The sequence below is a fragment of the Lentzea atacamensis genome (genome assembly GCF_003269295.1).
GTDB classification, from domain to species: Bacteria; Actinomycetota; Actinomycetes; order Mycobacteriales; family Pseudonocardiaceae; genus Lentzea; species Lentzea atacamensis.
In genome coordinates, this window is the sequence record NZ_QLTT01000001.1 from 1,592,129 (window position 1) to 1,617,242 (window position 25,114).

A 25,114-nucleotide genomic window follows, 5' to 3' on the forward strand; every position below is an offset into this window, starting at 1 on the left:
GCCCCCGGTGTTCCACCCAGAGTGAGCGCCGGGGGCTCTCACCGTGACCCGCACGTGACTTTTGACGGGCGAGTCAACCAGGCCATTGCTTCCCGCGTATACCCATGTAGATTCCCGACTCACCGCGACGGCCATTCGGGTGACCGTCGTTGGCTCGCGCGCCGCACGCGAACGGAGGCTGCATGCAGGTGAACGCCCAGACCGCACAGGTTGACGACCTGACACTCATCGCGTTGCCCACCGCGGTGAACTGCGCGGATCTGTTCGTGCGCTTCACACTCAGCGAGTGGCGGCTGCGCAACATGATCGACGACTGTTCCGCGGTGGCCTGCGCCCTGGTGGAGGCGGCCATCGAGTCCGCGGACCCCAAGACCTCGCGGCTGATCACCCTGCGACTGCGGCTGAGCGGCGACTACCTGGTCGTCGAACTCGAGGCGGCCAGGTTCACGATGCCGCCGACCTCGCCCGATCTCCGCACCGGCGAGCTGCAGCTCGGTGGCGGCGTGAAGCTGATCTGGTGCGAGCTCCCGCTGCCGACCGGCGTGAACGCCAACGCGGTGCCGCTGCCACGGCGCGAACCCCGCCGCTCCCCCGCGGCCGAGGCGCTGGGCGACGAGCCGGACGTCGACCCCGAGCTCATCCAGCGGATCCTGTTCGGGCTCGGCGGCTCCATGGGCGGCGGTCCCCAGCGGTAGGGGACCGAGGTAAACCGCTCTAGTTCAAGTTTCACCCACAAGGGCGCGTCCAACGGTGGACGCGCCCTTGTGGTGTCCGCGGGTTCACAACTGTGGACGCTTCACCAATTGGGTTCCGCATCTCAGACTGCGGTTACTCCGTTCGAGCCGTGTTACATTCGGCGCGGCGCGTGGACCATCAGGTTCCTGAATGGCGTTCTTTCGGTACGGATGGCAATTCACCGACGACGGCCCCGCCTCGCCCATTGGTGCGGTAACCGATCGACCACAAAAAGTGACAAATGGTCGATGCGCATTGACTTCGGCTAACGCCCGGCAATGTTGCTCTGGTTGGCGGAGGTTCGTTAACACCCTTTCCGATACGGTCTCGTATCACGCCGCCCGACATGTCCCGCACATTCGGAAAGGTGTCTCATGATTAGCACGTTGGCTGCGGCCGCTCTGGCTCTGTCCACCATCGTCATTCCCCCGGTCGCGGATCCGCCCCCGACGGGCCAGATCACCATCGACGTCGTCACGGTCAACGGCTCCGGCTGCCGCATCGGCACGGCCGCCATCGCCGTCTCCCCGGACAACAAGGCTTTCACGGTCACCTACAGCGAGTACATGGCCCAGGTCGGCCCGGAGGCGCGGCCGACCGATTTCCGGAAGAACTGCCAGCTGAACCTCAGGGTCAACGTGCCGAGCGGATTCACCTACGGAATCGCGCAGGCCGACTACAGAGGCTTCGCCCACCTGGAGCGGGGAGCGAAGGGAACGCAGCGGGCGAGCTACTACTTCCAGGGAATGTCGGACAACGACCAGCGCACCAAGTCCTGGAACGGCGCGATGAGCGACGACTGGCAGGTGACGCACAAGACCGACGTCGCCTCCATCGTCTACCACCCGTGCGGCGCGAAGCGGAACTTCAACATCAACACCGAGCTCCGCGTGGACAGGGGCACGTCCGACCCGAAGAAGACCAGCTTCATGGCAATGGACTCGACGGACGGCTCCATCGAGACGATTTACCACTTCGCGTGGAAGAAGTGTCCGAAGGCGTGACCGAATAACCGAACAGCCTGGCCGCCGGGCCCCTTGGTCTCCCGCCACACGAGACCAAGGGGCCTTCCGCTGTGCCCGCGGCACTTCGACGGGAACGCCGATCTGCGGGCAACCAGGTGTTCCCCCAAGGGGCAAACCTGGGACAAGTAATGGCCAGACAGCCTTTCCGCCGCGATGAAAACCTTTACGTGCAGAATCAGAGCGTTCCTCGGGCAACGCACAAAGCACCGGAGCAGCCATGAAGGTGGACACAGTCGTATTCGACCTGGACGGAACCGTGGTCGACACGCTTTCCGGGACCACGCGCACCCTGAACATCGCTTTGCGCTCATACGTGCTGATGGAGTTCACCGACGACGAGACGCGAGAGCACATCGGCCTGGGCGACAACGCCCTGGTGTGCGCGGCGCTGAGGAAGTCGGAGGCGTCGCCCGATCTGGCCGGGGAGGTCCAGGAGGCGTACCTGCGGGCGTACGCGGCGGATCCCGGCCATCTCGCGGTGGTGCACCCCGGCGCCGAGGTACTGCTGAAACGCCTGCGAGCGCGTGGGGTGCGGCTTGCCTTGTGCACCAACAAGTCCAGCCGCATCACCGGCGGGATGCTGCGCACGCCGGGGCTGGACGGGGCGTTCGACGCGGTGGTGAGCGGGGACGAACTCCCCACCGCAAACCGGATCCGCGGCATCTGCTGGAAGCGGTCCGCCGCGCGGGTGGCACGGCGGCGCTGATGCTCGGTAGCAGCATCAGCGACATCCGTGCCACCCGCGCGGCGGCGGTTCCCGTCGTCTGCGTGTCGTCCGGCTGCGGAATCGGTGGCCTGCGGCCGGACTCCTGGATCGACAGCTTCGACGACGTCGAATCAGATGTTCTGGTTCGCGAAGCCCTTGGTCGCGATCTTTGACAACATGCCCTGCCACACCGAGGAGCTGGTGTGCGGGTCACCCGTCACGCCGAGCGCCGACTTGAGGCCGTTGAACGCGTTCTGCGTGTTCGTGCCCCAGTCGCCGTCGATCACCAGGCCGGAGCCGCGGAAGTTGTTGCAGACGGCCTGGACGAACTTGGTGTCGGACTCGGAGTCCTTGAGCACGCGAACCGGCATGCCACCGAAGTCGGCGTGGATGTGGTCCGCGTGGTCGGCGTTGTACCAGCCGTCGAGCACGTAGCGGAACCGGCGGCGGCACACGGCCTCCGTCGCGAGGTAGCGCTTGCGGATCGCCGCGTTGCTCGACGCGTGGTGCTTGTCGAGCGGCGAGATGGTGTTGCCGCCGGACCAGCGGACGTGGTCGAGGTCCATGGCGGTGCCGGCGCCGTGCTGGCCGGGCTTGTTGACGTAGAAACCGGCCGAGACGATGTAGCTGATCGAGCCGTAGCTCGACGAGAGCGAGCGCAGGTCCCGGATCCAGGCGACGAGCGCGTTGTAGAACGCGTCGGTGCACTGCCAGTTTCGCGCGGTGGTGTTGCCGCGGTTGGACCGCCAGTAGTAGACCGGCGTGCCGTCGATCTTCTGGAACGTCATCATCGCCAGCGCGCCGGCCTCGGCGGCCCGGATCTCGGCGTCGGTGTGCTGGTCCCCGATCTTCGGGTCGGCGCCCGCCAGTCCAGGAGCGATGGTGGACAGACCGGCGAGACCGGCGACGGCCGCCGCGCCCGTGACGAAGCCGCGCCTGGTGACGTTGTTTTCGAACACCCCAGTTCTCCCTCTGTGTCCTAGCCGGTGCGGACAGGAGGAAGGCCTGTCTCACGAACCGGCCCGAGGGAGTCTAGGGATCGTGTTCAGAACGGGGAATGCGGCCTGACCTGCGGTTTTCCTCTTCCTTTACCGCACTGAGCCGAGCACGCGGATCAAGCTGCGCTCCGTGTCGTTGCCGAGTTTCTCCAGCGCCAGCTTCGCCACCGGCGCCCCGAGCTTCGCCAGCCCGTTGAACTCGAGGTGGGCGTGGTAGGCGATCTTGGTCGTGCCGGGAGCCGGTCCCGCGGTGATCGAGATGTCGTCGGTCGCGGTGGAGGTGTCGTTGCGGCCGACGAACTGCAGGCACTGCGGGTCGTCGCGGGTCAGCTCGTAGACGAGCTCGGTCTTGCGGCCGAGGAACGTCGACACGTTGTGCCAGCGCGAGCCGACCTCGACCGGGCCGTCGTCGATGCGCGTGCAGGTCACGGTGCCCGGATCCCACTGCTCGGTGCGGGAGAAGTCGCGCAGGTACTCGACGACACCTTCGGGTGAGGACGCCACGGTGAAGGTGCGCTCGACGTCGACGCCGGACGTGTGCGGCGCGTTGAACGCCTGTGGTGCGAGGCGAATCCGGTGCTGTTCCACGAGGGCCGCCTGGCTCTCCGCGCGGCGAAGCAGCCGGTCCAGTCGTTCGGCGTCGATTCCGGGGACGGTCTGCAGCGTGCGCCACATCGCGGCCTTGCTCTCGATGCCGACGCGCAACGTCTCCAGTTCGAGGACGTCGCTGAGCGGCGACCGGCCCAGCAGCCGTCCGTTGAGCTTCAGCCTGCCCGCCTTCTCGGTGAGCCAGCCGATGGCGGCCTTGTGCGGGCGCGGTTCGACGCCGAACGCCCTCATCACGTCGAGCAGCTCGTGCCGGTCCGCTTCCGCGTCGTCGGCCAGCACGCGCAGTTCGGGGTGCGTGCGGCTGACGCGGCGCGCGAGCTCGACGCCCGCGATCGTCCCGGCCAGGTGGTCGTTGAGGTAGATGCCCAGCAGCTCCGTGTTCACGCCGTGCGGGTACCCCGAACCAAGATCAGGGACTCGCCGGTCCGAGCTGATGTCCCTGGTTCCACAAGGTTTTGATGACCAGGCCGAGCGGGGCGATCCGGCGCCGCAACCGCATGATGTGCAGGTGCAGCGCGTTGCTGGTGTCGCCGTCCTTCGTGGGCAGGCGGAGCAGCAGGTCCTCGCGCGAGGTCAGCGCGCGGAAACGCCGCAGCAGTTCGGCGACCAGCGCACGTTCGGTCGGTGACAGCACGACGGAACGCGAACGGAAGCGCAGGATGCCGGACATGTCCAGCTCCGGCACGGCATAGCGGGCCGCACGGGCACGCAGCATCGCGATGCGCACGGCGAGGTCCTGCTGCGGCACGGGCGCGCGGACCCAGTCCTCCCGCATGTCCGTGAGGACGGGCGCGGGCACGTTCTTCTCCAGCACCAGCAGGCACAACGTCCCGCTGCGCTGGCACGCCTCCCGTGCCGCCGCGTCCACCGGCCACCGCACGACCTCGACGGGCAGGTGGTTCACCAGGCTCGACATACGTCCGCTTCCCGAGTCTCCGGCTTGCGTGGACGCCAGTGGCGCGTCCGGAACGTCGGCGAGGTGATTCACGCTCAGCAGGGCACCTCGCGGCACCGACCCCGTACAACCCCGTCTGACCGCGCATTCCCCCGGCAGCCTTCCGGGCCACACCACTGGAGCCGCCGGTTATTTCCGCTCTATCGCGTGCATCGGCTCCAGGATGATCGGCTGCGCCCGGCGGCCCGTGACGAGGTTCCACGCCCACTGCGCCAGCACCGCGACGCGGTTGCGCCAGCCGACGAGGAACGCGATGTGCACGACCGCCCACGCCACCTTGCCGATGAAGCCCTTCAGCCGCAGCTTCTTGATGTCCGCGACGGCGTCACCAGGCGAAATCGTCGCCATCGTGCCGAGGTCGAGGTACTTGAACGGCTTGGTGGGGCGTCCCTCCAGGCGTGCCCTGATCACGCGGGCGACGTGGTGGCCCTCCTGGATCGCGGGCTCGGCGATGCCGGGCAGGTCGTTCAGGTTGACCATGTCACCGATCGCGTAGATGTCGCCGGTGACGCTGCAGTCTGAGGGATTCACCAGAATCCGGCCCTTGCGGTCGAGCTCGGCCCCGGTGGCGTCGGCGAGCTTGCGGGCCAGCTGCGAGGCCTGCACACCGGCCGCCCAGATGATCGTCCGCGCGTCGACCCGGTCGCCGTCCTTGGTGGTGAGGCCGGTGTCGTCGATCGACTCGACCATCGCGCCCGTCATGACCGTGACGCCGAGGCTCTCCAGCTTCTTCCCGGTGTGCTGACGCAGCGGTTCGGAGAACGGCGGCAGCACGTGCGGCACGGCGTCGAGCAGCGTGATCCGGATGTCGCGCGGGTCGATCTCGCGGAACTGCCCCTTCAACGCCCGGCGCGCCAGGTCGGCGAGCTGTCCGGCCAGCTCGACCCCGGTCGGCCCCGCCCCGACGATCGCGAACGACAGCCACTCCTTGGCGTTGTCGGCCGCCACCGCCGTCTCGAACGCCCGCAGCAGCTTCGACCGCAGGTCGACGGCCTGTTCCAGGGTCTTCATGGGCGGCGCGGACCGGGCCCACTCGTCGTGCCCGAAGTAGCTGTCCCGCGCTCCGGCCGCCACGACCAGCGTGTCGTAGCCGACCGTCCGCGAGGAACCGTCCGGCAGGTCCACGTGGACGCGTTTCTGCTCCGTGTCGAACCCGGTCACCTCACCCAGCAGGACCCGCGCGTTGCGCTGCCTGCGCAGGATCGCCCGGAACGCCGGCGCGATGTCGCCCGCGGGCAGCAACGCGGTCGCCACCTGGTAGAGCAACGGCTGGAACAGGTGGTGGTTCGTGCGGTCGATCAGCGTGACCTCGACGTCCGCGCGCTTGAGCCCGCGCACGACGCCCAGCCCGCCGAACCCGCCACCGACGACGACTACCCGGTGCTTACCCATGGAGTTCGCATACCCGCTCCTCCCGGTTGCCATTCGCGTCGCTGGGTAACCGGATCTCATGACGACGACCGCTGACCAGTCGCTCTGGCTCTCCGCGCTGCCCGCCACGCCGCGCCCGCCCCTGACCGGCAAACACACCTTCGACGTGGCCGTGGTCGGCGGCGGCATCACCGGCCTCACCACCGCCCTGCTGCTCAAGCGCCGGGGGCTGCGCGTCGTGGTCCTCGAAGCCGGCCGCGTGGCCTCTGGGGTGTCCGGCAACAACACCGCCAAGGTGACCGCCCTCCAGTCCACTGTGTACTCGCAGATCATCAAGGCGCACGGCCTGGCCGCGGCCACCGACTACGCCACCGCCTCGCTGGCGGCGGTGGCGCAGGTGGCCGACCTCGTCCAGCTGGAGAACATCTCCTGCGACCTGCGCCGCGCCCCCGCCGCCACCTACGCCTACACCGGGTCCGAGGCCCAGCAGGTCGACGACGAGCTGATCGCGGCACGCCGGGCCGGCCTGCCGGTGCGGTCGAGCGTCGACCTCGACCTGCCGTTCGAGGTGCACGCCGCGGTCCGGCTGGACGACCAGCTCACACTGCACCCGGTGAAGTACCTGCTGGGCCTGGCCGCCGCGGTCGACGGCGACGGCAGCCAGGTCTGCGAAAACAGCCGCGTCCTGGACGTGAGCGGCACCCGTGTGTCCACAGCGGACGGTCAGGTCGACGCGGCGCACATCGTGATCGCCACGCACTTCCCGACGCTGGACCGCGGCCTGTACTTCGCCCGCATGGAGCTCACCCGCGCCTACTGCATCGCCGCCAGGGTTTCGTCGCCCCCGGAAGCGCTCGCGATCAGCACCGGCAGCCCGTCGTGGTCCATCGCTGCCCACGAGGACAAGCTGATCGTCGCAGGCCAGAGCCATCCGACCGGCAAGCAGGCGGTCGAACCGTTCCGCAGGCTGGAGGAGTTCGCCCGCAGGCACTGGCAGGTGGAGGAGATCACCCACCGCTGGTCAGCGCAGGACCCGACGGCCTACGACCACCTGCCGATGATCGGAACCTACCTGCCGGGCAACAACACGATGTTCACCGCGACCGGCTACATGAAGTGGGGCCTGACCAGCGGCACGTTCGCCGCCTCTCTTCTCGCGGACCTGGTGACCGGCAAGCCGAACGACCTGGCCGACCGTTTCAGCCCGCACCGGCTCTCGCTGAAGTCGTTGCCGGAACTGGTGAAGAAGAACGCCGAGGTCGCCGTGGAGTTCATCGGCGACCGCGTCCTGCCCGCCGACGCCACCTCCAGCGAGAACCTGCCGCGCGACCACGCCCACGTGATCCGCGACGGGCTGGGCAAGACCGGCGTGTACCGCGACGCCGACGGCCAGTTGCACGCGGTGTCGTTGCGCTGCACGCACCTCGGCTGCCTGGTGCGGTTCAACGCGGCGGAGCGCAGCTGGGACTGCCCGTGCCACGGGTCGCGGTTCGACATCGACGGCGAGGTGCTGGAGGGACCGGCGACCCGGCCCCTCCCGAAGCGTGAACCGCGTTAGTGCGGCACGGCACTAGCTCTTGGCGACGAGCGTGAGCACGTCGTAGCGGGCGACCGACTCGCCCTTCTGGTTCGCCACGTCGGCGTCCCAGCGCACCTCGCCGTACTCCTGGTCCTCGCGCGGGGTGATCTGCTTGACCGTCAACGTCACCGTCAGCGTGTCACCGGGGAACGTCGGCGTGAGGAACCGCAGGTTCTCCAGCCCGTAGTTGGCGAGCACCGGACCGGGCTCCGGCGAGACGAACAAGCCAGCCGCGAACGAGACCACGAGGTAGCCGTGCGCGACCCGTCCGCCGAAGAACGGGTTCGCGGCGGCGGCTTCCTCGTCCATGTGCGCGTAGAAGGTGTCGCCGGTGAACTCGGCGAAGTGCTCGATGTCCTCCATCGTCACCTCACGCGGCCCGGCCACGACCGTGTCGCCCAGCCGCAGCTCTGCCAGCGTCTTGCGGAACGGGTGCACGGAGTCCCCGTGGCGCGGCGCCCCGGTCACCCAGCGGTTCGTGACAGCGGCCAGCGTCCGCGGGCTCCCCTGCACAGCGGTGCGCTGCATGTGGTGCAGCACGCCACGCATGCCGCCCATCTCCTCGCCACCACCGGCACGCCCGGGCCCGCCGTGCACCAGCATCGGCAACGGCGACCCGTGCCCGGTCGACTCACCCGCGTCATCCCGGTCCAGCACCAGCAACCGCCCGTGCCAAGGCGCCACACCGATCACGACGTCACGCACGAAGTCGCTGTCCGCCGACACGATCGACCCGACCAGCGAGCCGGAACCGCGCGCCGCCAGCTCGACAGCGTCGTCCACCGACGAGTACGGCATCAGCGTCGACACCGGCCCGAACGCCTCGACCTCGTGCGGCTGCACCGCGTCGGCCGCGGCCTTCAGCAGCATCGGCGACATGAACGCGCCACGCTCGGCGTCAGCGTCCACAAGCGACAAAGGCCCGTCGCCGTAGACCACCGAAGCGTTCTCCTGCAACGCCTTCAGCGACCGCCGAACCTCCTCGCGCTGCTCCAGCCCGGCCAGCGCGCCCATCTTCACCGACTTGTCGGCGGGGTTGCCGATCACGACCTCGGCCAGCCGGGCAGCCGTCGCCTCAGCCACCTCGTCCATCAGCGAGGCAGGCACCAGCGCCCGCCGGATCGCCGTGCACTTCTGGCCGGCCTTCGTCGTCATCTCCGTCACCAGCTGGCCCACGAACAGGTCGAACTCCGGCGTACCGGCGACCGCGTCCGGCCCGAGGATCGAGCAGTTCAGCGAGTCGGCCTCGGCGTTGAAGCGCACGGACGACCGGATCACGGCCTGGTGCGTGCGCAGGTGCTGGGCGGTCGACGCGGACCCGGTGAAACCGACCAGGTCCTGCGGGGTCAGGTGGTCGAGCAGGTCGCCGGCGGACCCGCAGACGAGCTGCAGCGAGCCCTCGGGCAGCAGACCGGAGGCGAGCATCAGCTCGACGAGCTTCTCGGTCACGTACGCGGTCTGGGACGCGGGCTTGATCAGCGACGGCACCCCGGCGATGAAGGCGGGCGCGAACTTCTCCAGCGGGCCCCACATGGGGAAGTTGAATGCGTTGATCTGCACGGCCACACCGCGCAGAGGTGTGCAGATGTGCTGGCCGACGAACGTGCCACCACGCCCCAGCGGCTCCACGGCGCCGTCCACGAACACGCGGTCGTTCGGCAGCTCGCGCTTGGCCTTGGACGCGTACCCGAGCAGCACGCCGAAGCCGCCGTCGATGTCGATCCAGGAGTCGGACTTGGTCGCACCCGTGCGCGCGGACAGCGCGTACAGCTCGGCCTTGTGCTCCTTCAGGTACAGACCGAGAGCCTTCAGCAGCTGCGCGCGCTGGTGGAACGTGAGCTCGCGCAACGCGGGCCCGCCGACCTCGCGGCCGTACCGCAGGGCAGCGCCCATGTCGATGCCCGCGGACGAGATCCTGGCGATCTCCTCCCCCGTCACGGCGTCGTGCAACGGGGCGCCCTCGGCGTCCGGCGTGTGCCACCGACCCGACACGTAACTGCGCAGCAAGCTCATCGAGCCAACCCTTCTCCGCGAGGGCCGATGGATCCTCATCGACCCGTCTACCGGCAACGTATCAGGGGGTGAACAGGGCTGTGCAGTGCTCGGCGAACGCTTGCGCCCTGCGGGTCAGCGGCCCTCCGCCGGCCCGGCCCAGCACGACCGGGGTGGTGGGCACGGCGTCGCGCAGCGGCAGAGCGACCACCTCGAGGCCTTCGTAGGAAGCCGAGAGCGCGGGCTGCTGGACGGTCATCGAGTAGCCGATGCCGCGGGCCACGAGCGACCGGGCGAGCTCGAAGCTGCGGGCGCGGTGCGTCACCACCAGGTCGACACCCGCGGCGGCGAACACGGCGCGGAAGTAGCGCTCGCTCGGAGGCACGTCGAGCAGGACGAACGGGTCGTCCGCGAGTTCGCGCAACGCGACCGCGCGGCGCCGGCGCAACCGGTGGCCGGACGGCAGCAGCACCTTCGGCGGCTGGTCGTACAACGTGCTGGTCTCGATTCCCGGCTGCAGGTCCTGGTCGTACAGGAACGCGATCTCGCAGCGTCCCGCCAGCAGGTCCTCCTGCACCTCCGGCAGGCTGCCCTCGACGAACCGGACGGAGACCTCCGGGTGCGCGCGTTCGAACGTGGCGATCGCCGCAGGCAGGTGGAACGGCGCGATCGGCGTGTAGCAGCCGACCGTCAGCACGCCGCTGACCTGCTGGCTGAGTCCCCGCGCCTCGGCTCCGAGGTCGCTCATGGCGCCGATCACCCGGCGGGCGTCCGCGAGCACCCGCGTGCCCGCCGCCGTCAACGCGGCGCCCCGGCGTGGCGACCTGACGACCAGCCGGAGGTCCAGCGCTCGTTCGAGTTCGCTGAGTGCCAGCGAGATGGCCGACTGGGAGACGTGACAGCGTGCGGCGGCGGTCGTCAGCGAGCCGGTCTCGGCCACCGCGATCAGGTACTCGAGCTGCCGCAGGGTCACGTTCATCAGTTGAGCTTATAGCTGGCACAAGAAACTTGAGCTGGTCAGCAGAGTGTGCAGGGCGCATCGTACGAACTGTGAACCGACCGCACCGCCACCCGTTCATCCCGTACGCACCGCCACGGCTGCCGATCGAAGAGGGACTCGACCGCGGCAGGGCCTTCTACCGGCTGCTCGACGGCCGCCGGTCCGTGCGGTGGTTCTCGCCAGAACCGGTTCCCGCCGAAGCGATCGAACTGGCGGTCAGTGCCGCCAACACGGCCCCGAGCGGCGCGCACCAGCAGCCCTGGCGGTTCGTCGCCACCCGGAACGATGAGCTCAAAAGGCGTGTCCGTGAGGCGGCGGAGGAAGAGGAACGCCGCTTCTACCACGAGCGCGACCTGCCGGAGTGGCACGCGGCGCTGGCACCGCTGGAGACCGACGCGACCAAGGAGTTCCTGCAAACAGCGCCGTGGCTCGTGGTGGCGTTCGCGCAGAAGCAGCAGAACGGCAAGAAGACGTACTACACCAACGAAAGCGTCGGCATCGCGTGCGGCTTCTTCATCGCGGCGCTGCACACGATGGGCCTGGCGACGCTGACGCACACACCGAACCCGATGACGTTCCTCAGCGACCTGCTGGGACGTCCCGGCGAACGGCCGTACATCCTGTTCCCCGTCGGCTACCCCGCCGACGACTGCGAGGTGCCCGACCTGCGCCGCAAGCCGCTGTCCGCGGCGCTCACCGTCGTCGACGGGCCGCGCCACTAGAGAGATCGACATGAAGCTGGGCGCCGCCGTTCCGGTCCTCGACGAGTGGCGGTTCCTGCCCGCTGTCACCGGCCAGCTGCTCAAGGTCGTCGACCTCTCCGTCGACCAGACCGGCCTGTGCGAGAGCCGGGTTGACGACCAACCCGGTCAGGGCGGCTCCGACCAGCGACAGGGCGGCGAGCAAACGCGACCGTCTCACGTGCTTTCCTCTCTCGCCAGGTCCGGGGGACGACACGCTCGTCCGCTCCGGAAAGCTGGAAATGGGCGGCACGCAGCCGATGTCGAACCACTGTCCGGAGACCGCGGACTTGCCTGATCGTCCCGCAACCGGGAACCATCGGCAGGGTGGACGAACTGCGCGCGTTGCTCACCAAGCACGCCCGGCCCGACCTGACCACGTCGATCGAGGACGTCCTGGTCTCCAAGACGACCACGAGCGGTCCGCCCGCGCCCTCGATGACCGGCACGATCCTCGCGTTCGTGGCCCAGGGCCGCAAACGCATCGCGCTCGGCGACCGCGTCTACGACTACCGGGCCGGCCAGTACCTGGTGGCCTCGATCGACATGCCGATCACCGGCAACCACGTCGGCATCAGCCCACAGGAGCCCGCGCTCGGAATCGGTCTGGTCCTGCGCCCGGAGAACGTCGCCGAGCTGTTGCTGCGACACGACCTGCCGAAGACCGCGGGCACGCCGGAGGGCCTGGCCGTCAGCGACGCCACCCCGGAGCTGATCGACGCCGTGACGAGGCTCGCGAGACTGCTCGACCACCCGAGGGACGCCAGAGCGCTCGCCCCGCTGATCAAGCAGGAGATCCTCTGGCGCGTCATGACCGGCGAGCAGGGCGCCGTCGTCCGCCAGCTGGGCACCAGGGACAGCAGCCTCAGCCACATCGCCAAAGCGGTCAGATGGATCCGCGAGAACCACGCCGAGTCGTTCAAGGTCGGGAACGTCGCGCGGGTCGCCGGCATGAGCGAGTCGGCGTTCTACCGCAACTTCCACGCCGTCACGGCGATGAGCCCGATCCAGTTCCAGAAGCAGATCCGGTTGCAGGAGGCACGGCTGCTGCTCGCGACCACCAGGGACGTCACGGGCGTGAGCCACCGCGTCGGCTACGACAGCCCGTCGCAGTTCAGCCGGGAGTACCGCCGCCAGTTCGGCGCGCCACCCAGCCGTGACGCCGCCCTCAGGCTTGAACCCGCTCTCTGACGGCCAGGTAGACCGCGCGCACCTCCAGCGTCCGCTCGACCTTCTCGAGCACGGGCGCGAAGAACTGGCGCCGGTGCTCGGCGTCGCTCATCGAGATCACCGAGAAGTACATGCTGCCGAACGCCGCGAACAACGTGGCGTTGCGCAGCATCGCCGACGGCACACCGGGGATCATCGACGGCTCCGGTGGCGCCCCGATCCACTGCGTGGCGATGTCGGGCGTGACGACGATCAGTCCCAGCAGGACGAAGAACGCGAACAGCGCGAGCCCGACCACCGCCGCCTGCACCAGCTGCCGGATGGCGAGCATCACCAGGAGGTTGCGCAGCTGCCGTCCGTTCAACCGCTTGGGCTGCAACGGTTCGGCGATCTCGACGCCGGCCAGCGGCGTGCCCTTGCACGCCACCGTGAGGATCTCCGGCCGCAGGTCCTGCTCCACCCGGCCGATCTCGTCGCGCAGGCGCGCGGCCGCGGCCAGCACGGTGATCGCGGCGAACAGCAGCACGATCAGGCTGACCCGCGGCCACTTCAGCCGGTTCATCGCCTGCCACAGCTCACCGGTGAAGAACAGGAAGAGCGTCACGAACAGCATGGGCGGCAACGCGCGGCCGAGCAGATGCACGCTGTTGCGCAGGTCGGCGATCACGTGCCGGATGGCGGCCTTCAGCAGTGCGCCCAAGCCGTAGGTGGTGGCCAGCATCGTGGCCAGGAAAGCCAGTCCGAAGAAGGTGACGAACCACAGCGGGACGACCCACCACTCGTAGTCCGGCCCCTCCGCTCCCGGCGTGGTGATCTTGTCGTTGACCACGTACTGCAGCAGGGGCACGATCACCGGCATCGCCGCGTATGCGATCAGCAACACCACGGTCGTGCGCGGGGAGAAGCTCGGCAGCCGCCGCACGAACAGCGACAGCAGGATCCACGCGGCCACCATCACCGCGACGATCACCCCGAGCAGCACCCACTTCGGCAGTCCGGCGGACTGCTGGAGCACGAGCCACGCGAGGCTGCCGACCGCGACGAACGTCAGCGCCGGCAGCATCCGGGGCAGCACGTGCGATCGGAAGCCGTACCCCTCGATCATGGTCGGCGCACCCTGACGGACGAACCACTGTTCGGTCCGCCGCACCAACATCTCCGAAGCCACGGCGTGGATCATGCCTCAACGGTCGAAGAGCCGCGCCATCACGCTGAAGTAGTGGGTCGGGGCGATGCGGGCGAGCGCGTCGAACACGTACGCGTCCGGCCCGACCAGGATCCGCGCCTTACCGCGTTCGACGCCGCGGTGGATGATCTCGGCCGCCTTGTCGGGGGTGGTCAGCGCGATCTTGTCGAAGTCCGCCGCCATCTGGTCGAGCGACCGGCCGCGGCCGTCGGGATCGGTGTGGATGCGGGCGTTGCGGATGATGTTGGTCTTGATACCGCCGGGGTGGACGGTGACCGCCGAGACGCCGGTGCCGCGCAGCTCCTGCCGCAACGAGTCGGTGAACCCGCGTACGGCGAACTTCGCCGCGCAGTAGGCGCTGTTCTTCGGCATGCCGACGAGCCCGTACACGCTGGAGGTGTTCACGATGACGCCGTAGTTCTGCTCGACGAGCTGAGGCAGGAACGCGCGCGTCCCGTTCACCACGCCCCAGTAGTTGATGTCGAACAGCCACGAGTCGTCCTCCGACACGGAGTTCAGCACGGTCGTCGACGTGGCGACACCCGCGTTGTTGAACACCGCCGCGAGCGGCAGGTCCAGCCAGGCCCGCACCTCCCCGGCGAACGCCCGCACGTCGTCCGCGTCCCGCACGTCGAGCACGCGGCTGAGCACCGGGCCCTGCAACGAGGCGGCGGTCTTCTCCAGGCCCGCCTCGTCGACGTCGGCGATGACCACCGGGGAACCGTGCCGGGACAGCCGCTGCGCGAGGCTGCGGCCGATGCCGGAGGCGGCACCGGTGATCACCGCCGGGCGACCCGCGATCTTTCGCACCATGCGACCAGTAGATCACCATGGGCAAGCCGCCTACTGGCGCAGTTCGGGGAACTCCTCGTCCCGCCACTCACCGCCCTCGATCCCGGCTTCCTCGCGCGTGCGCAGGTCGACGCGGCGGATCTTGCCGGACACCGTCTTGGGCAGCTCGGCGAACTCCAGCCGCCGGATCCGCTGGAACGGCGCCAGGTTCTCGCGCGCGTGCCGCAGGATCTGCAGCGCGGTCTCCCGGTTCGGCTCCCAGCCCGCGCTCAGCGCCACGTACGCCTTGGGCACGGCGAGCCGCAGCGGATCCGGCGCCGGGACGACCGCGGCCTCGGTGACCGCCGGGTGCTCGATCAGCACGCTTTCCAGCTCGAACGGCGAGATCTTGTAGTCCGACGCCTTGAACACGTCGTCCGTCCGTCCGATGTAGAACAGGTAGCCGTCCTCGTCGCGCCTCGCGATGTCACCCGTGTGGTAGTAACCGCCGGCCATCGCCTCGGCGTTGCGCTCCTCGTCGCCGTGATAGCCGACCATCAGCGACATCGGCCGTTGCGCGAGGTCGATGCAGATCTCGCCTTCCTCAGCCGGTTCACCGCTGATCGGGTCGACGAGCACGACCGGAACGCCCTGCAGCGGCCGTCCCATCGAGCCGGGTTTCACCGGCGCGCCGGGAACGTTGCCCACCGACAGCGTGGTCTCGGTCTGGCCGAAGCCGTCCCGCAGCGTGAGGCCCCACTGCTGCCGGACCTGGTCGATCACCTCGGGGTTGAGCGGCTCACCGGCCGCGACGACCTCCCGCAACGAGCCAGGTCCGCCGCTCAGGTCGGCCTTGATCAGCATTCGCCACACGGTCGGCGGCGCGCAGAACGTGGTGACGCCCTTGTCCCTGATCTGGCCGAGCAACGCGGCCGCGTCGAAGCGGCCGTAGTTGTGGACGAAGATCGTCGCTTCGGCGATCCACGGGGCGAAGAAGCAGCTCCAGGCGTGCTTGGCCCAGCCGGGCGAGCTGATGTTGAGGTGCACGTCGCCCGGTTCGACGCCGATCCAGCGCATGGTCGTGAGGTGCCCGACCGGGTACGAGGTCTGGGTGTGCTCGACGAGCTTGGGGCGGCTGGTCGTGCCGGACGTGAAGTACAGCAGCAGACGGTCGTCCGCCCTCGTCTGCGGGTGCGGCAACGGGTTGTCCGGCGCCTCAGCGGTTTCCGCGTGGTCCAGCCAGCCCGCCGCGGCGCCGCCGACCGCGATCAGGACGGGACCGTCCTCGAACTTGTCCGCGTCCTCCACACGCGCGATGACGTGCCGGACGTTGCCGCGCTTCAACCGGTCCGCGAGGTCGGCGGGCCCCAGCGCCGTGGTCGTCGGCATGATCACCGCGCCGAGCTTCATCACCGCGAGCATCGACTCCCACAGCTCGACCTGGTTGCCGAGCATGATCATCACGCTGTCGCCCTTGCCGACGCCGTGCCACGCGAGCCAGCGCGCGACCCGGTTCGACCGGCGTCGCAGCTCGTCGTAGGAGTAGGCACGCTCGGACCCGTCCTCTTCGACGATGTGCAACGCCGTCGTCGTGTTGCCCTCGGCGATGACGTCGAACCAGTCGTGCGCCCAGTTGAAGCTGCTGCCGAAGCTCGGCCAGCTGAAGGACGCCGGGTCGGTGAGCATCAGGTCGCGGGCCGCGCGGTAGGTGTCATGACTGGACATTCCCAGAGCGTGCGGAGACGCGAGGCCGGCGGTATACCCCCGTACGGGGGTATACCCCTTTTCGAGGGTGCCCGTGTCGGCGAAACTGCCAGCGTGCTGCCAGACCGCTTCCAGGCGCTGCTGCCGCAACGCCTGGACATGCTCCGCCGCGCCACCGGGTTGCCCGTCGTGTTCGGCGGGGCCGTCACGCCCGGTCGCGAGCTGTTGCTCAGCAGCTTCTACGGCACGCGCGGCACGGCGTTGCACGGGTTGCGCGTCGGCACCGGCCGGGGGCTGGGCGGCACGGCGATCGCGATGGGCACCGCGGTGCGCGTCAACGACTACGCCTCGACCCGCGCGATCACCCACGAGTTCGACCAGATGGTGGTCGTCGAGGAAGGCCTGACCTCGGTGTTCGCCTACCCGGTCACGGTCCGCGGCACGGTGCACGGCGTGCTCTACGGCGCCGTGCGCGGGCAGGCGACCGTCGGTGACCGGGCGATCAGGATCGCCGGCGCCATGGCGCAAGGCATCGCAGGGGACCTGGACATGCCATCTCTTCACACCCAAGCCGCCCTGCGCGAGCTCGCCGAGGTCGCCAAGCTCGTCGGGGATCCCGGTCTGCGCGAACGGTTGCGCAAGGTCCACCAGGATCTCGGCGGTGCGGCCCCCGTTGCCGTCCCGGCGGGACTGACCCCGCGCGAACTCGATACGCTTCGGCTGGCCGCGGTCGGAGCGTCCAACCGGGACATCGCCGCCGAACTCGGGTTGAGCACCGAAACCGTCAAGGCCTACCTCCGCGGTGCCATGCGCAAGCTGGGGGTGCACAACAGAACCGCCGCTGTCCACGCGGCGAGGTCGACGGGAGCGCTCTGAATGTCGTGGTTCGAGAAAGCCGTGATCGGCACGGACCGCCTGCTGTACAAGCTGACCGGCGGCAAGGTCATGACCGTCTCGTTCAGCAGGCAGAGCGGGCTGACGTTGATCACCGTCGGAGCGAGGTCCGGTGAGCGGCGCGAGAACCAGGTCCAGTACGTGGCCGACGGCGACAGCATGCTGGTGGTCGGCTCGAACTGGGGCAAACCGAACCACCCGGCGTGGACCGCGAACCTGCTGAAGAACCCGGACATCCAGGTGAACGTGCGCGGCGATGTCCGTGACGTGCGGGCGACGCTGCTCGGAGGGGACGAGCGCGAGGCCGCCTGGAGCAAGCTCGTGGCGGCCTGGCCCTCGTTCCAGGACTACGTCGAGCGGTCAGGAGGCCGCGAGCTGAGGGTCTTTCGCCTCACGCCGCGCTGAGTCCCACGCGAGCCACACACAGCCGACGATCATGAGCACGCCGTGCGCGATCCGGGCCGAGGGCGGCGTGAAGAACTGCGGCAGGAACAACACGAACCCCGCCGCGAACAGGATCGCGGGCAGCGTGCGGAGCTTGAGCGCGACCATGACCGCCGCGACGCCCATGGTCACGAGCCCGATCGCGAAAGTCGTTGCGGCGACCGGGTTGTAGCGCACGGCCTCGGCCAGTTCGAGGAGGTTCGGCTGCGCGGCGATCTCGTGCAGGCCGAAGGTCTCCGCGCCGTAGTACGGCAACGTGAGCCCGGCGCCCACCCAGAACGTGATCGCGGCGGTGCGGTGGATCTCCAGCAGCGCGATCGGCACGAGAATGAACCCGATCATGGCGAACAGGTGCGAGGCGAGCCACGCACCGGATCCCATCGCGGTGGCGGCGCCCGCGGCTGTCGTCTCGTCCTCCCACGGTCTGAACACCGGGTACAGCAGGAAGAGCAGGCCGGCGGCGGTGAGCGTCATCTTCATCGTGTCCCCCTGAGATCGGTGAGATACATCCGGATGAGCTGGTCGTAGGTGTCGTCGAGGCCTTCCGGCAGTCCGAACCCGCCGCTGGACTCGATCGACGCGAAGCCGTGCACGATCACCCGCAGCCGCCGCGTCGCGTGGATGGCGGCCGAGCCCTCGATGCCGTACCCGCGCAACGTCGCGAGCTGGATCTCCATGAGCTTCATCCCGGCCGCCCGCTGCAGTTCGTCGTGCAACGGGTCCATCGGCATGGCCGCATACCGCTTCGGGTGTTCGTTGACGTAGGCGCGATACGCGTGCATCAGCGCTGCCACGGCCTCGTCGCCCGCAAGACCGAGCACGGCTCTGGTGAACCGTTCGGCCATTTCCTCCAGCAGCCGCACGCCGACGTGACCACGCAGGTCCGCGAGGCTCGCGACGTGCTTGTACAGCGAGGGCGTGGCGACACCGGTGCGGGCGGCGACGGCGGCGAGCGTCAGTCCTTCGACACCCTGCTCGTCGACCAGTTCCAGTGCCGCGTCCACGACCTTCGAGGTGGTGAGTCGGGGGCGAACAGCCATAGCCCAAAAGCTAATGTCATTAGCCGGAGGTGTCAAGGCAAGCGCGGTGATCGAAATTTTTGTGAAGATCTTGCGCATACCGCCACGTTCGGCCGCAGGAAAGGTTGAATGGTCAAGTCACTCCCGCAAGCAAGGAGAACCCATTGCGGTTAGCCAGAAACCTGGGGGTGGTTGCCGCAGGCCTGATGGTCGCGGCGACCATCACAGCGGTACCGGCCACGGCCGGACCGTCGTTCCACACCGAGATCGACCCGAGCTCCGTGAAGGAGTCGATCGAGTACCTGGTGAAGACCTACGGCGTCAGCGAGCAGGAAGCGCTGCGCCGGCTCGAGCTCCAGAACGACGCGGCCAAGCTCGAAGAGATGCTGAAGCGCGACGCCTCTGGTGAGTACGCCGGCATGTGGCTGGACCAGGAAGGCGGTGGCAAGCTCGTCGTGGCGATGACGAAGCCTTCCGCCGCCCAGCGGCACGTCGTCACCATGCCCGACCGCGCCAACGTCAAGATCCGCACGGTGAAGAACTCGCTGTCCGCGCTGCGATCGGCTCACGACCGCATCAGCAAGCAGGTCGGCGCCGGTCCGGACGCGGTCTACCTGCCCGCGGTCAGCGAGACCGAGAACCGCGTGGTGGTCTGGGAACGCGCGTGGCTCAAGGAGAAGAAGGCCGGGGTCGCCACCGAGTCACAGGCGACGGAGCGCGCCTTCGACGCCGAGCCGGGCATGGTCTCGACCCGCACCCTGCCGAAGCCGACCCCGTACGCGGTCGACTGGGGCTTCTGCCACCCGTTGTACTGCACGAACTACGGCCCCATGAGGGGTGGTCTGCGGCTCGACATGAGGCGCGACAACGGCACCGTCGGTGGCTGCACCAGCGGCTTCAACCTGCGGACGACCGGCGGCGCGTTCCCGGGCGTGCCGTGGGTGCTGACCGCGGGACACTGCATGGCCACCAAGACGAACAACGTGCCAACGCAGCACAACGGTGAGCCTGTGGTGAACCAGCACGGCATCGAGAAGAACGCGTACCCGTACGACTACGCCGCCGTGCGGTACGTCGACGCGGCCGCCGCCAACAAGTGGCTGGAGAGCCAGACCAACCGCAACGTGGTGCTCAAGTACTGCCGCAACGGCGGTACGGACAGCAACGCGGACACCCCGTGCGGTCCGCAGGCGACCTCGCAGAACCAGGAGATCACCAAGGTCACCCCGCTGGCCGAGATCAAGGCGGGCATGATCGTGTGCGCCTCCGGCTCGGGTTCGAGCGCGGTGAACTACCCGGACTCCGTGGACAGCGGTGCCGGTGCGGGTTACCTGGTCGGCACGAGGTGCGGCCGGGTCCTCTCGACCGACGTCGGCATCAACACCGACGTCTGCGCCAGGGCAGGTGACAGCGGTGGCCCGCTGTTCAGCCAGGTCGACAAGGCAGCGCTGGGTATTCTCAACGGCAGCCAGCAGGCGCGCAGCGGCGCCTGCCAGATGGGTGAGCTGAACAACTACTCACCGATCTCGACGATCCTCGAGGACCTCAGCGCCCGCCAGGCGAGCGGTGGTTCGGTCTTCAACGTGATCACCACGCCGCAGGGCTGACGCCCTCAGGTTCCGGAAGGCCCGGTCCGGGTCTTCCGGAGCCGCAGCGCCACGACGTGGCGTGCCAGCGCCGCCATCGCCATCAGGGCGACGAGACCGCACACGCCCCGCCAGCCGAACCCGGTGTACGCCCGCACGCCCAGCCACGAGCCGGCCGCTCCGCCGAGATACGCACACGTCATGTAGGCGGTGTTGAGACGGCCGCGATGGGTGTCACTAAGCGCGTACATGCGGATCGAGTTCGCCACCATCCCGCACTGCATCGCGACGTCGAGGACGAGCGTGCCGAGCACCAGCGCGACCAGGCCGCCGATCCCACCCGCCACCCCGAACGCCAGCACCGCGGCCGACCCGATGACCGCGAGCATGCACACGAGGTTCACAGGATCCGGTCCGCGCCGGTCCACGACCCGCCCCGCGATCGGCGTCGCGATCATCGTGGCCGCGTTGACCAGCGCCAGCAGCCCGACCGCCTGTGCGCCGTAGCCGTACACCGGCCCGGTGACCAGCAGCGCGACACTCCCCCACACCGTGCTGAACGCACCGAAGATCATGGCCTGGTACCAGCACGAACGTCGCAGCTCGGGCTCACTTCGCAGCAGCCGCAGCGGTTCCAGCAACAGGTCCGGATAGGACTGTCGCGTGTGGGGTTCGGTGCGAGACAACGCCCGCCACAGCGCCACCGCCATCACGAACGCGAGCCCCGACGCCACCAGGTACGGCGCCCGCCAGTCCAGCCACTCGCCGAGCACCCCGCTGAACGTGCGGGCGAGCAGCATCCCGCCGACCGAGCCGGCGAGCATGGTCCCGCTCGCCGCACCGCGCCGGTCGGGAGCGACCATCCCGGCGACCATCGGCCCGATGATCGGTGCGATCACCGTGGCCACGCCGACCGCGACCCCGGCGGCGAACAGCGGTCCGAACGAGGGCGCGAACCCCGCCGTCGCGAGGCCCAGCCCGGTGACGGTGAACAACGTGGCGATCAGCGGCCGGTACGGGATCCGGTCACCCAGCGGCACCAGCAGGAAGATCCCGCACGCGTACCCGATCTGGGCCGCGGTGACCACCAGCGCCGCCTGGCCCGGGGCCATCCGCAGTCCCTCGGCCACCAGCGGGGTGACCGCCTGCGGGAAGTAGACGTTGCCGACCGCGACACCGCAGGCGACGGTCAGCAACCAGAGCATCCCCCGAGTCATGGGCGTGACGCTTGCGGCCGCCACCACCTGGCGCAATCGAATTTCCCTATCGGTTGCAGGCCGTTCGACTCATTGGCTGCAGGTCAGCTGACAAGTACCGTGACCGCGTGCGGCGTCGGGGCGACCGGCGGAGTGCCGGTCGAAGCCGGGATCTTCACCACCCGGAGGCAAGGCATGCGAGTAGCCAGACGCTGGGCGACGGCCGCCACCGTCGCCGTCGGCGCAGCGCTGTTGGTTCCCGCGACCGCGAGCGCGCACGCACCATCAGGCGCGATCTTCACGACGCTGCCGGACGGCAGCGAGGTCAACTTCAACCACTTCCCCACCAAGCAGGACGTGTACCTGGACGGCGGCCCCGGTCCCGGCGCGCCGCAGACGGCGGCCGGGCTCGACGACGGCACGTACGTGTTCCAGGTGACCGACCCCAGCGGCAAGGTGCTGCTGTCCACCGATCCGGCGCGCTGCCGCCAGTTCACCGTTGCGGACGGTGTCATCAGCGGCGTCGTCGACACCGACTGCGAGCACGTGACCGGGTCCGATGTGGACCACGACGCCACCACCGTCCAGCTCTTCCCGTACCTCGACACGCCCAACAACGGTGGCGTGTACAAGGTCTGGGTCACCACGGTCGAGGACTTCCTCGCCGGCTGCGCGCAGTTCGGCGTCGCGAACGGGCTGAACGTCGTCGACTGCGGCAACGCCGGCGGCAACCGGCACGGGTTCGTGCCCGCGCACAGCAAGACCGACAACTTCAAGGTCGGCGACCGGGTGATCGTCGAGATCGACACCCGCTTCTACCGCTGGGACGGCGCGGGCCCGCTGGACGGCTATGCCGTGACGTGGACGGACACCAACGGCGCGTCGAACAAGAAGTGGTCCTACTACGCCCCTGAGCTGTACGTGATGCACGAGGCGCACGTGGAGGCCGTCGAGGCCGGTGTCCACCAGATCTCGGTGGCGAACCAGCCCGGCTGCACCGTGCTGCGCGTCGACGTGCAGAACCAGCGCCTGAACGGACCGGGCACGGTCAGCGTGCGCGTGTCCAACATCGGACACGAAAAGACGATCTTCGTCGACGTCCGCTGCGGTTGATCCCGATCAGGTGGGAGCGCTCGATGGGAGCGCTCTCACCTGATGAATAACTGAAAAGGTTTACACGTTGACCGAGAGTCACGGTGTGACAACACTTCCGAACCACTGGGCGCACAACTAAATCCAGGAAAGGTCGGTTCGATGCAGCGACGCATCGGGACGGCCCTCGCTGCTGCCTTGATGGTTGCCGCGGGGATCACCGTCGCCACCACCACCCAAGCTCCCCCTGCCAATGCGGCGGTGATCTGGGCCGACGAGTTCAACGCCCCCGCCGGCACCGGTGTCGACGGTGGCAAGTGGCAGATGGAAGTGGGCAACAACAACGGCAACAACCGTGAGTCTCAGTGGTACCAGGCGGGCACCTCGAACGCGGTGCACGACGGTGCCGGCAATCTCGTGATCACCGCCAAGCGCGAGAACCCCGGCAACTACCAGTGCTGGTACGGAAGGTGTGAGTACACCTCCGCCCGCATCAACACCGCCGGCAAGTTCACCCAGACCTACGGCCGGTTCGAAGCGCGCATGAAGATGCCGCGCGGCAAGGGCATCTGGCCGGCCTTCTGGATGCTGGGTGCGGACATCAACACGGGCAACCCGTGGCCGGGTTCCGGCGAGATAGACATCATGGAGTTCCTGGGACACCAGCAGAACACCGTGTACGGCACGATCCACGGCCCTGGCTACTCCGGTTCCGGCGGCCTGCTGCACCAGTACAACGGCCCGAACTTCTCCGACGGCTTCCACAACTTCGCCGTCGACTGGCGTCCGGGTGAGATCGTGTGGTCCGTCGACGGTCAGGTCTACGGCCGCAAGACGCCCGCCGACCTCGGTGGCCGGACGTGGGTGTTCAACAAGCCGTTCTTCATCATCATCAACCTCGCGGTCGGTGGTGAGTGGCCGGGTTACCCGGACGGCAGCACGACGTTCCCGCAGCAGCTCGTGGTCGACTGGGTCCGCGTCTCCACCGACAGCCCGCCGCCCAGCGGTGGCACGGAGATCCGCGGCATCGGCGGCAAGTGCGTCGACGTGCCCTGGGCGAACACCGCCAACGGCACGCCCATCCAGATCACCGGCTGCAACGGCAACGCGGCGCAGAAGTGGAGCCGCCCGGGCGACGGCACCATCCGCGCGCTGGGCAAGTGCCTCGACGTCAACGGCGGCGGTGTCGCGAACGGCACCGTGGTCCAACTGTGGGACTGCAACGGAACCCCTGCCCAGCAGTGGGCCGTGAGCGGTGCACGGGACATCGTGAACCCGCAAGCCAACAAGTGCCTGGACACCGTCGGAGGCTCCTCGGCCGACGGCACCAGACTCCACATCTGGGACTGCCTCGGCGTCGCCAGCCAGAAGTGGCAGGTATGAGGTTTCTCCCGGCCGGGTTGCGTATGGCCTGAGCGGGAGAACAACGGCGCTGGACGTGAACCCCTGCGGCGGAAGGGTTCATGTCCAGCGCTTCTTCACGCCAGGAGCCTGGCGACGGCCCAGTCCTGCACCGCGACACCGACCGACTTGAACACGGTCCGGCCCTCGCGCAACGGCGGATTCCCCAGCGCCGCACCGAGTTCGACGAGCGACTCCAGCCGGAGCACGCCCGAGTTGACCGCCTGGATGATCTCCCCCGCCTCGCTCAGCGCGGCCTCGACCTGGTCCACGACCACGACTCCGGCAGTCGCCAGCAGGTCCTCCGGCAGCTCCCGCATCACCGGCCGGTACGAGCCGATCGCGTTGACGTGCACCCGTTCCTTGAGCGCGTCACACGTGAACAGCGGCGCCGTCGACGCCGTCGCACAGCACACGACGTCCGCCCCCGACACGGCTTCCTCGGCGTCGGGCGCGAGATCCATGACCGTGTCCGGCAGCTCGTCCTTCAGGCTCTCCAGCAACGCCTCCGCCTTCTTGGCGTCCCGGTTGAACACGACGAGCTTCTTGAGCGGCCGCACCGCGTGCACGGCGCGCACCTGGTCCGCCGCCTGCGCCCCGGCCCCGAGCAACGCGAGGTGCGAGGCGTCCTCGTCGGCCAGCAGATCCGTCGCCACCCCGACCACCGCACCGGTCCTGAGGGTGGTCAGCGGCACCGCGTCCGCGACGAACTGCCCGTCCGGGTGCGAGTAGACGACCGTGCCGGTGATCACCGGGTCGCGCTCGGCCTCGATGCTGATCACCTTGACGGCCGTGGACGCCGTCGGCCGGTGGTGCGCCGCCATCACGAGCGACCGGCTGCCGCTGAACGCCTGCCGCGGCGGCAGCTCGAACTCCCCGGCGGTCAGCCCGATGAACGCTGCGCGGACGGCTTCGATCGCCGCGGGCATGGTCATGGTTCG

At 68.8% G+C, this 25,114-nt stretch carries 25 protein-coding genes; 11 read left to right on the forward strand and 14 right to left on the reverse strand.

Translation table 11 applies throughout. From position 1 onward, the window contains the following. Nucleotides 1-182: 182 nt before the first annotated feature. From C8D87_RS07545 to C8D87_RS07555, 3 genes are all read left to right on the forward strand, one after another. Complete coding sequence (locus C8D87_RS07545) at nt 183-695, forward strand: ATP-binding protein (RefSeq protein ID WP_325049630.1); 513 nt, start codon at nt 183-185, stop codon at nt 693-695. 414 nt (nt 696-1,109) lie between these two features. Further along, nucleotides 1,110-1,739, forward strand: coding sequence for a DUF4360 domain-containing protein (locus tag C8D87_RS07550; protein WP_109635836.1), 630 nt, complete (start codon nt 1,110-1,112; stop codon nt 1,737-1,739). A gap of 244 nt (nt 1,740-1,983) precedes the next feature. Further along, nucleotides 1,984-2,466, forward strand: coding sequence for an HAD family hydrolase (locus C8D87_RS07555; RefSeq protein ID WP_170166342.1), 483 nt, complete (start codon nt 1,984-1,986; stop codon nt 2,464-2,466). Nucleotides 2,467-2,597: 131 nt separating this feature from the next. Here C8D87_RS07555 and C8D87_RS07560 read toward each other — a convergent pair whose 3' ends face one another. The 4 genes from C8D87_RS07560 to C8D87_RS07580 all read right to left on the reverse strand — a co-directional run bounded on the left by C8D87_RS07560 (nt 2,598) and on the right by C8D87_RS07580 (nt 6,420). Continuing rightward, the gene (locus C8D87_RS07560; protein ID WP_109635831.1) at nt 2,598-3,425 is read right to left on the reverse strand and encodes an extensin family protein; all 828 of its coding nucleotides are present in this window, start codon (nt 3,423-3,425) and stop codon (nt 2,598-2,600) included. Between the two features lie 129 nt (nt 3,426-3,554). Then, nucleotides 3,555-4,457: an SRPBCC family protein gene (locus tag C8D87_RS47475; protein WP_233441960.1), complete on the reverse strand. Its 903-nt coding sequence runs from the start codon at nt 4,455-4,457 to the stop codon at nt 3,555-3,557. Nucleotides 4,458-4,482: 25 nt separating this feature from the next. Next, nucleotides 4,483-5,061, reverse strand: coding sequence for a helix-turn-helix domain-containing protein (locus C8D87_RS07575; RefSeq protein WP_211337271.1), 579 nt, complete (start codon nt 5,059-5,061; stop codon nt 4,483-4,485). Between the two features lie 96 nt (nt 5,062-5,157). Beyond that, on the reverse strand, nt 5,158-6,420 hold the full coding sequence (locus tag C8D87_RS07580; RefSeq protein WP_211337270.1) for an NAD(P)/FAD-dependent oxidoreductase: 1,263 nt from the start codon (nt 6,418-6,420) through the stop codon (nt 5,158-5,160). A 58-nt stretch (nt 6,421-6,478) separates the two neighbouring features. On the opposite strand from C8D87_RS07580, the gene C8D87_RS07585 reads away from it, so the two are divergent. Beyond that, entirely contained in the window at nt 6,479-7,957 is a 1,479-nt protein-coding gene (locus C8D87_RS07585) for an FAD-dependent oxidoreductase (RefSeq protein ID WP_112226020.1), read from the forward strand. Between the two features lie 12 nt (nt 7,958-7,969). Here the strand turns inward: C8D87_RS07585 and paaZ are convergent, their stop codons facing one another. Together paaZ and C8D87_RS07595 are read right to left on the reverse strand one after the other, a co-directional pair. After that, complete coding sequence (gene paaZ / locus C8D87_RS07590) at nt 7,970-9,991, reverse strand: phenylacetic acid degradation bifunctional protein PaaZ (protein WP_109635817.1); 2,022 nt, start codon at nt 9,989-9,991, stop codon at nt 7,970-7,972. 61 nt (nt 9,992-10,052) lie between these two features. Beyond that, the gene (locus C8D87_RS07595) at nt 10,053-10,949 is read right to left on the reverse strand and encodes a LysR family transcriptional regulator (protein ID WP_109635814.1); all 897 of its coding nucleotides are present in this window, start codon (nt 10,947-10,949) and stop codon (nt 10,053-10,055) included. A gap of 71 nt (nt 10,950-11,020) precedes the next feature. On the opposite strand from C8D87_RS07595, the gene C8D87_RS07600 reads away from it, so the two are divergent. Continuing rightward, nucleotides 11,021-11,692: a nitroreductase family protein gene (locus C8D87_RS07600; RefSeq protein ID WP_109635811.1), complete on the forward strand. Its 672-nt coding sequence runs from the start codon at nt 11,021-11,023 to the stop codon at nt 11,690-11,692. Here the strand turns inward: C8D87_RS07600 and C8D87_RS07605 are convergent. Then, on the reverse strand, nt 11,664-11,891 hold the full coding sequence (locus C8D87_RS07605; RefSeq protein WP_146771647.1) for a hypothetical protein: 228 nt from the start codon (nt 11,889-11,891) through the stop codon (nt 11,664-11,666). The genes C8D87_RS07600 and C8D87_RS07605 overlap by 29 nt on opposite strands. Before the next feature lie 146 nt (nt 11,892-12,037). Between C8D87_RS07605 and C8D87_RS07610 the strand changes: the two genes are divergently transcribed. After that, nucleotides 12,038-12,901, forward strand: a complete 864-nt coding sequence (locus C8D87_RS07610; RefSeq protein ID WP_215732207.1) for an AraC family transcriptional regulator — start codon at nt 12,038-12,040, stop codon at nt 12,899-12,901. Here C8D87_RS07610 and C8D87_RS07615 read toward each other — a convergent pair. From C8D87_RS07615 to C8D87_RS07625, 3 genes are read right to left on the reverse strand one after another with little or no spacing between them, the layout of a single operon-like run. Then, the gene (locus tag C8D87_RS07615; protein ID WP_109635806.1) at nt 12,879-14,060 is read right to left on the reverse strand and encodes a hypothetical protein; all 1,182 of its coding nucleotides are present in this window, start codon (nt 14,058-14,060) and stop codon (nt 12,879-12,881) included. The two genes, C8D87_RS07610 and C8D87_RS07615, sit on opposite strands and share 23 nt — an antisense overlap. 3 nt (nt 14,061-14,063) lie before the next feature. Then, entirely contained in the window at nt 14,064-14,879 is an 816-nt protein-coding gene (locus tag C8D87_RS07620; RefSeq protein WP_112226023.1) for an SDR family NAD(P)-dependent oxidoreductase, read from the reverse strand. Between the two features lie 30 nt (nt 14,880-14,909). Beyond that, nucleotides 14,910-16,562 (reverse strand): AMP-binding protein, encoded by a 1,653-nt coding sequence (locus C8D87_RS07625; protein WP_109635801.1) that lies wholly within the window; start codon nt 16,560-16,562, stop codon nt 14,910-14,912. Between the two features lie 93 nt (nt 16,563-16,655). On the opposite strand from C8D87_RS07625, the gene C8D87_RS07630 reads away from it, so the two are divergent. Continuing rightward, nucleotides 16,656-17,417 (forward strand): helix-turn-helix transcriptional regulator, encoded by a 762-nt coding sequence (locus C8D87_RS07630; RefSeq protein ID WP_215732208.1) that lies wholly within the window; start codon nt 16,656-16,658, stop codon nt 17,415-17,417. After that, nucleotides 17,418-17,840, forward strand: coding sequence for a nitroreductase family deazaflavin-dependent oxidoreductase (locus tag C8D87_RS07635; RefSeq protein WP_112226024.1), 423 nt, complete (start codon nt 17,418-17,420; stop codon nt 17,838-17,840). It begins immediately after the preceding gene. Here the strand turns inward: C8D87_RS07635 and C8D87_RS07640 are convergent. Together C8D87_RS07640 and C8D87_RS07645 are read right to left on the reverse strand one after the other, a co-directional pair. Continuing rightward, nucleotides 17,796-18,359 (reverse strand): hypothetical protein, encoded by a 564-nt coding sequence (locus tag C8D87_RS07640; RefSeq protein WP_109635795.1) that lies wholly within the window; start codon nt 18,357-18,359, stop codon nt 17,796-17,798. The two genes, C8D87_RS07635 and C8D87_RS07640, sit on opposite strands and share 45 nt — an antisense overlap. Continuing rightward, nucleotides 18,356-18,919: a TetR/AcrR family transcriptional regulator gene (locus tag C8D87_RS07645; protein WP_112226026.1), complete on the reverse strand. Its 564-nt coding sequence runs from the start codon at nt 18,917-18,919 to the stop codon at nt 18,356-18,358. The genes C8D87_RS07640 and C8D87_RS07645 overlap by 4 nt, the downstream gene beginning before the upstream one ends. 143 nt (nt 18,920-19,062) lie before the next feature. Here C8D87_RS07645 and C8D87_RS07650 point away from each other — a divergent pair, with 143 nt between their 5' ends. Beyond that, nucleotides 19,063-20,505 (forward strand): trypsin-like serine protease, encoded by a 1,443-nt coding sequence (locus C8D87_RS07650; RefSeq protein ID WP_233441961.1) that lies wholly within the window; start codon nt 19,063-19,065, stop codon nt 20,503-20,505. A 5-nt stretch (nt 20,506-20,510) separates the two neighbouring features. On the opposite strand, the gene C8D87_RS07655 is transcribed toward C8D87_RS07650, so the two are convergent. After that, complete coding sequence (locus C8D87_RS07655; protein WP_215732209.1) at nt 20,511-21,701, reverse strand: MFS transporter; 1,191 nt, start codon at nt 21,699-21,701, stop codon at nt 20,511-20,513. Between the two features lie 174 nt (nt 21,702-21,875). Here C8D87_RS07655 and C8D87_RS07660 point away from each other — a divergent pair, with 174 nt between their 5' ends. Both C8D87_RS07660 and C8D87_RS07665 read left to right on the forward strand, forming a co-directional pair. Beyond that, nucleotides 21,876-22,793, forward strand: coding sequence for a hypothetical protein (locus C8D87_RS07660; protein WP_146771648.1), 918 nt, complete (start codon nt 21,876-21,878; stop codon nt 22,791-22,793). Nucleotides 22,794-22,934: 141 nt separating this feature from the next. Next, nucleotides 22,935-24,155, forward strand: coding sequence for a glycoside hydrolase family 16 protein (locus C8D87_RS07665; RefSeq protein ID WP_112226029.1), 1,221 nt, complete (start codon nt 22,935-22,937; stop codon nt 24,153-24,155). A 95-nt stretch (nt 24,156-24,250) separates the two neighbouring features. On the opposite strand, the gene C8D87_RS07670 is transcribed toward C8D87_RS07665, so the two are convergent. Next, entirely contained in the window at nt 24,251-25,108 is an 858-nt protein-coding gene (locus tag C8D87_RS07670) for an ornithine cyclodeaminase family protein (RefSeq protein ID WP_112226030.1), read from the reverse strand. Nucleotides 25,109-25,114 lie beyond the last annotated feature (6 nt).

Excerpts from the sequence above, each read along its gene's own strand:
- C8D87_RS07545 (WP_325049630.1), top strand. The coding sequence starts at position 183 with ATGCAGGTGAACGCCCAGACCGCACAGGTTGACGACCTGACACTCATC.
- C8D87_RS07550 (WP_109635836.1), top strand. The coding sequence starts at position 1,110 with ATGATTAGCACGTTGGCTGCGGCCGCTCTGGCTCTGTCCACCATCGTC.
- C8D87_RS07580 (WP_211337270.1), bottom strand. The coding sequence starts at position 6,420 with ATGGGTAAGCACCGGGTAGTCGTCGTCGGTGGCGGGTTCGGCGGGCTG.
- C8D87_RS07585 (WP_112226020.1), top strand. The coding sequence starts at position 6,479 with ATGACGACGACCGCTGACCAGTCGCTCTGGCTCTCCGCGCTGCCCGCC.
- paaZ (WP_109635817.1), bottom strand. The coding sequence starts at position 9,991 with ATGAGCTTGCTGCGCAGTTACGTGTCGGGTCGGTGGCACACGCCGGAC.
- C8D87_RS07595 (WP_109635814.1), bottom strand. The coding sequence starts at position 10,949 with ATGAACGTGACCCTGCGGCAGCTCGAGTACCTGATCGCGGTGGCCGAG.
- C8D87_RS07615 (WP_109635806.1), bottom strand. The coding sequence starts at position 14,060 with ATGATCCACGCCGTGGCTTCGGAGATGTTGGTGCGGCGGACCGAACAG.
- C8D87_RS07620 (WP_112226023.1), bottom strand. The coding sequence starts at position 14,879 with ATGGTGCGAAAGATCGCGGGTCGCCCGGCGGTGATCACCGGTGCCGCC.
- C8D87_RS07625 (WP_109635801.1), bottom strand. The coding sequence starts at position 16,562 with ATGTCCAGTCATGACACCTACCGCGCGGCCCGCGACCTGATGCTCACC.
- C8D87_RS07635 (WP_112226024.1), top strand. The coding sequence starts at position 17,418 with ATGTCGTGGTTCGAGAAAGCCGTGATCGGCACGGACCGCCTGCTGTAC.
- C8D87_RS07640 (WP_109635795.1), bottom strand. The coding sequence starts at position 18,359 with ATGAAGATGACGCTCACCGCCGCCGGCCTGCTCTTCCTGCTGTACCCG.
- C8D87_RS07645 (WP_112226026.1), bottom strand. The coding sequence starts at position 18,919 with ATGGCTGTTCGCCCCCGACTCACCACCTCGAAGGTCGTGGACGCGGCA.
- C8D87_RS07655 (WP_215732209.1), bottom strand. The coding sequence starts at position 21,701 with ATGACTCGGGGGATGCTCTGGTTGCTGACCGTCGCCTGCGGTGTCGCG.
- C8D87_RS07660 (WP_146771648.1), top strand. The coding sequence starts at position 21,876 with ATGCGAGTAGCCAGACGCTGGGCGACGGCCGCCACCGTCGCCGTCGGC.
- C8D87_RS07665 (WP_112226029.1), top strand. The coding sequence starts at position 22,935 with ATGCAGCGACGCATCGGGACGGCCCTCGCTGCTGCCTTGATGGTTGCC.
- C8D87_RS07670 (WP_112226030.1), bottom strand. The coding sequence starts at position 25,108 with ATGACCATGCCCGCGGCGATCGAAGCCGTCCGCGCAGCGTTCATCGGG.